Here is a 3,680-nt window from a genome sequence, read left to right as displayed (position 1 = left end):
AAGAACACCTGCGCACAACAAGATTTATACCCTATGCTTCGGCTGATAGCCTCGCACAAGGTATACACGAGCCGTTGTGCTGCATACCCTTAGATAAAATTAGAAAATGGTCAGGTATTTATTCATTCACGCTGCAACTACAATAGTTGCCTTTATGATTTGGATAACCAGTACAAGTTTACCTGGGGGTGAAGTCGGAATGGCACCATTTATTTTAGGTCTTGTGCTTATAATTCAGTTATTTATCGGAATGGTGCTGGCGCTTGTTTTCAAGAAGTATCTCATTGAAAGAAGACAGAAAATAGTAGGATTGACTGTTTACTTTCTTCTATACGAAATGATATTTTTCGCAATAGATGGACAATTGTCAATTATTAGTGCATTTAGTAAAGGCTGGACAAGTGAAGTTTATATTGCATATTCACTCTCATCTATAATAGCTTATATTGTTGCTTTGACTATTCTGTTAACAAAAGAACTAAAGGCTTCAGGAACATATCATAAAGATTAAAAAAAGCACGATAGCACAACAAAGTTTATACCTTATGCTTCGGCTACACCTCGCACATGGTATACACCAGCACGTTATGGGAAATAGGTAATTATAGAAATGGAAGCAAGGAAGTTAAACGAACACGAACTGAATCTTGTAAAGCACCTTGTAAAAATTTCAGAAAAGGAAGGCTCTTATAATATTCCCGCCTTAGTTGAAGAACTGAAAGATGGGAAAATGGGGAGTATCCGCTTTGTTAGTGGTGAGCCTAATAGAAAGTATGGGGCAGACCTCGTACAGGTTGAGTATAAAGACGAAGATAGTGTACCAGTTATAATCACCTTGACTTTAGACAACCAGCAACAACTTTATGAATTTGAATTTTGGAAGGTGGATTTCGAGAAGCTTCTTCGCTACCCAAAACCAGATGAAGTAGTGCTAATAAAGAACTGAAGAACAACTGCCCATAACCCAGCACATAAACCATGTTTCGGCTATGCCTTCACGCTTTATGTACAAACCGTTAGCAACAATTAAAACAAATAAATGCAAAAAGTTTTACCATTTCTTGTATTGCTGTTTATCAGCATTTTTTCCTTTGCATCACCTAATGAGCAAGCTGAATATGAAAAGCTAAGCAGAACTATAGGTATGTATTTACTGAAGGGTACAGTAAAAGAATTTACTAAAGAATTTGTACCAACAAAAAAGGATGTACTTGAATTAGCTTATCAAAAAAAAGCTAAAGAGGTTCCTGTTGCGGAGAGGTTAGGTTTTTATAACACTATCACCCCAACTACAGACCATTTAGAACAGAATCATTTCCTTGCATTCAATTTTCTTCAGTATAAGCTTAAAAAAGAAGGTATATCGGAATTAGAAAGTATAGAGGTGAACTCAATACAAGACGAAGCATTCGGCAAAGCAAACGTTAAGAACATTGTCTTCACTATTAACGGCAATGGTAAATCCTTCAAAATTGAAGTAACAGGTGCATACATGACTTCAAGAGGTTGGATTGTAATGGGTGACATTGCACCCTCATATTTTTAAGAACCAAGAACAACTTTTGCTAACCCTGCACAGGCTACATGTTCGACTTCGCCTCCCTCATAGCCTGTACTAATCCGTTAGCTCACATTTAAACAAAAAATGAAACTCAGAATAGGACTGATAGCAACCATTCTAATTCTACAAAGCTGTAAATCCATGTCTAAAATTGATAAGGTATTAAACATTGAGGACGAAACAGAAAAAGTGATTGAGATTGGGCAATTACTCTGGGACAAGTCCCAAAACGACGACAACTTCGAATCGTTAAATGTAGAAGAAAAAACAGTCCTTTATATAGAAATGCTTGAAGGGCAAGTCAACAATGGCGGATTCGACCAATACTTCTTCAACAGTTCAGGAGATTATGCTCATGAGACTTTGGAGGCTCTTGAAAGGATTAATGCACCACAAATGAGAAGCATTCTTGATGAAGCCATAAAATCATTTTCTGTAACGCCTATTCCAAAGGACACGGAAAAAAGAAGAAAGTACATGGACGACCTCCCCGAATCTGTCACAGATAATTGGGAAAGATTGGATAACGAGTTTTATGAGTGTCCTGAGAACTTAGCAGGTCTTGTGATTGAATATGTGAAAAAGAACAAAAAAAGCTTTGAATAGAAAAACGTGAGCTAACAACACCCATAAGCCAGCTGCGCCGCCTTATGGCCAAGTCCGTTGGCAAACATTTAGAATGAATAAATATCTACTAATCTTACTTATCAGCCTCTCCTTCTCCGCATGTGGGCAGACAGTAATAAAGACACCTGAAAACGCTATGTCAAAATTCGAAGAATTTAAAAACAAGGAAAAGTTTGTTGAAGAAAACGCATTCTTCTACCCAGGTATAGCAGACCCTAAAATGCGGCCCATTTTAAAAGAGAAAATCAATAAAGCTGCAGACGATTTCAAAGCTGTAGCGGAGAGTCAAAATCCTACAGATAAAAAATATCAGGACATGATAGAATTAGGTCTTTCAAGATTTTCTGATGTATACATGGACTTGGATACCGAAGATAGAGAAAGGGTATGTACTTACTTCGAAGAACTCATGGATATAGTGGGGTTAGAAAGCTCTGGCGGACACTTGATGAAGTTCATGTATGGGTTTAGCCTTCCAGAGTCATCAGGAACAAAAGAATAAAAACACTTGCCAACAATGTTCAGCCTGTATGCTCGGCTTAGCCTCGCCCATCGGCTGCTCGACTAACGTTAGCAGCAGTTTACATTATAGAAAAAGAAAAAAGGCTTAGCTCAATCACTCTCAATACAATTTATGATTCATATTCTTTATACCTTCTTTTTTATTTTAGTTAATGTTGTGCTCTACTCTTTACTGACTAAAACATTTAAAGTAGGACAAAGAATACTGTTGTTAGTAGCGGCCATAGTGACTGTCGTCTCCATTCTGCATTTGGGTTTCTTTGATAGTAGACTCCTAATGCCTACAGGAGACTACTTTGGAATCCTGATGTTTAGCTTTGCTCTAATTATACTTCATTACGGGAGCCTTTTTCAATTAGGAATATTTAAGAAGTCTTCTGTTTATAAAAACAATGAAAGCAAAGTTATTCCCTCTTTGACTGTTAAGGCATTCGATATAGTGAGACTAAAGATTATTTACATCTTGATTTCACTGTATCAGCTTCTTGCGGTGTGGATTCCAGAAGTTAGGTAAAAGAAAAAACAGTTGCTAACAAAGCACAGGCACCATGCTCGGCTAATGCCTCACCCGTTGCCTGTACGAGACCGTTGGCGGTAACTTTAATAATGAAGAATGAGATATCTAGCTTTACTATTTGGGGTTCTCTTTTGTCAAACTTCTTGTAGTAGCAAAACCAAAATAGAAATCATTAACGGAGTTGAATATGCCATAACCCCGATCGACAGCTCCTCTAATTACCTTATCGAAACGGAGGCTTTTACAGGAGTAGTTTTTAGCGAGCAGAAAAGACCAAGACACGATGTTTTTACATTCCGCATGCTTTTTAGACCAGGTAAAGAAGAAAACGTTTCGCCATTTACCCCATCACTTGAAGAGGTAATAAGCGCGGAGATGTCAGCTCCCCCGAAAATAGAACTGTTCTGAAGTAGAGAAAAACCCTTAACTTTGAACAGTTGCTTATGAAAAGGA

6 protein-coding genes are annotated in these 3,680 nt (G+C 37.6%); 5 read left to right on the top strand and 1 reads right to left on the bottom strand.

Going from position 1 to position 3,680, the window contains the following annotated elements:
• Window positions 1-154: 154 nt before the first annotated feature.
• The 5 genes from Q1B04_RS19920 to Q1B04_RS19900 all read left to right on the top strand — a co-directional run bounded on the left by Q1B04_RS19920 (window position 155) and on the right by Q1B04_RS19900 (window position 2,690).
• Entirely contained in the window at window positions 155-511 is a 357-nt protein-coding gene (locus Q1B04_RS19920) for a hypothetical protein (RefSeq protein WP_299762751.1), read from the top strand.
• A gap of 99 nt (window positions 512-610) precedes the next feature.
• Window positions 611-946 carry a hypothetical protein gene (locus tag Q1B04_RS19915; protein WP_299762748.1) on the top strand — a complete coding sequence of 112 codons (336 nt, stop codon included), beginning with the start codon at window positions 611-613 and terminating at the stop codon, window positions 944-946.
• A gap of 93 nt (window positions 947-1,039) precedes the next feature.
• Window positions 1,040-1,546, top strand: coding sequence for a hypothetical protein (locus Q1B04_RS19910; RefSeq protein ID WP_299762745.1), 507 nt, complete (start codon window positions 1,040-1,042; stop codon window positions 1,544-1,546).
• A gap of 156 nt (window positions 1,547-1,702) precedes the next feature.
• A complete protein-coding gene (locus Q1B04_RS19905) occupies window positions 1,703-2,167 on the top strand; it encodes a DMP19 family protein (protein WP_299762742.1) in 465 nt (154 codons plus the stop codon).
• 73 nt (window positions 2,168-2,240) lie between these two features.
• Entirely contained in the window at window positions 2,241-2,690 is a 450-nt protein-coding gene (locus Q1B04_RS19900) for a DUF4844 domain-containing protein (protein ID WP_299762739.1), read from the top strand.
• A gap of 755 nt (window positions 2,691-3,445) precedes the next feature.
• On the opposite strand, the gene Q1B04_RS19895 is transcribed toward Q1B04_RS19900, so the two are convergent.
• A partial coding sequence (locus Q1B04_RS19895; RefSeq protein ID WP_299762736.1) for a hypothetical protein occupies window positions 3,446-3,680 on the bottom strand: 235 nt, incomplete at its 5' end.

Source organism: uncultured Pontibacter sp. (assembly GCF_947495565.1).
Lineage (GTDB): Bacteria > Bacteroidota > Bacteroidia > Cytophagales > Hymenobacteraceae > Pontibacter.
Note: the sequence above shows the minus strand (reverse complement) of the source record. Positions and strands in the feature narration are given on the sequence as shown.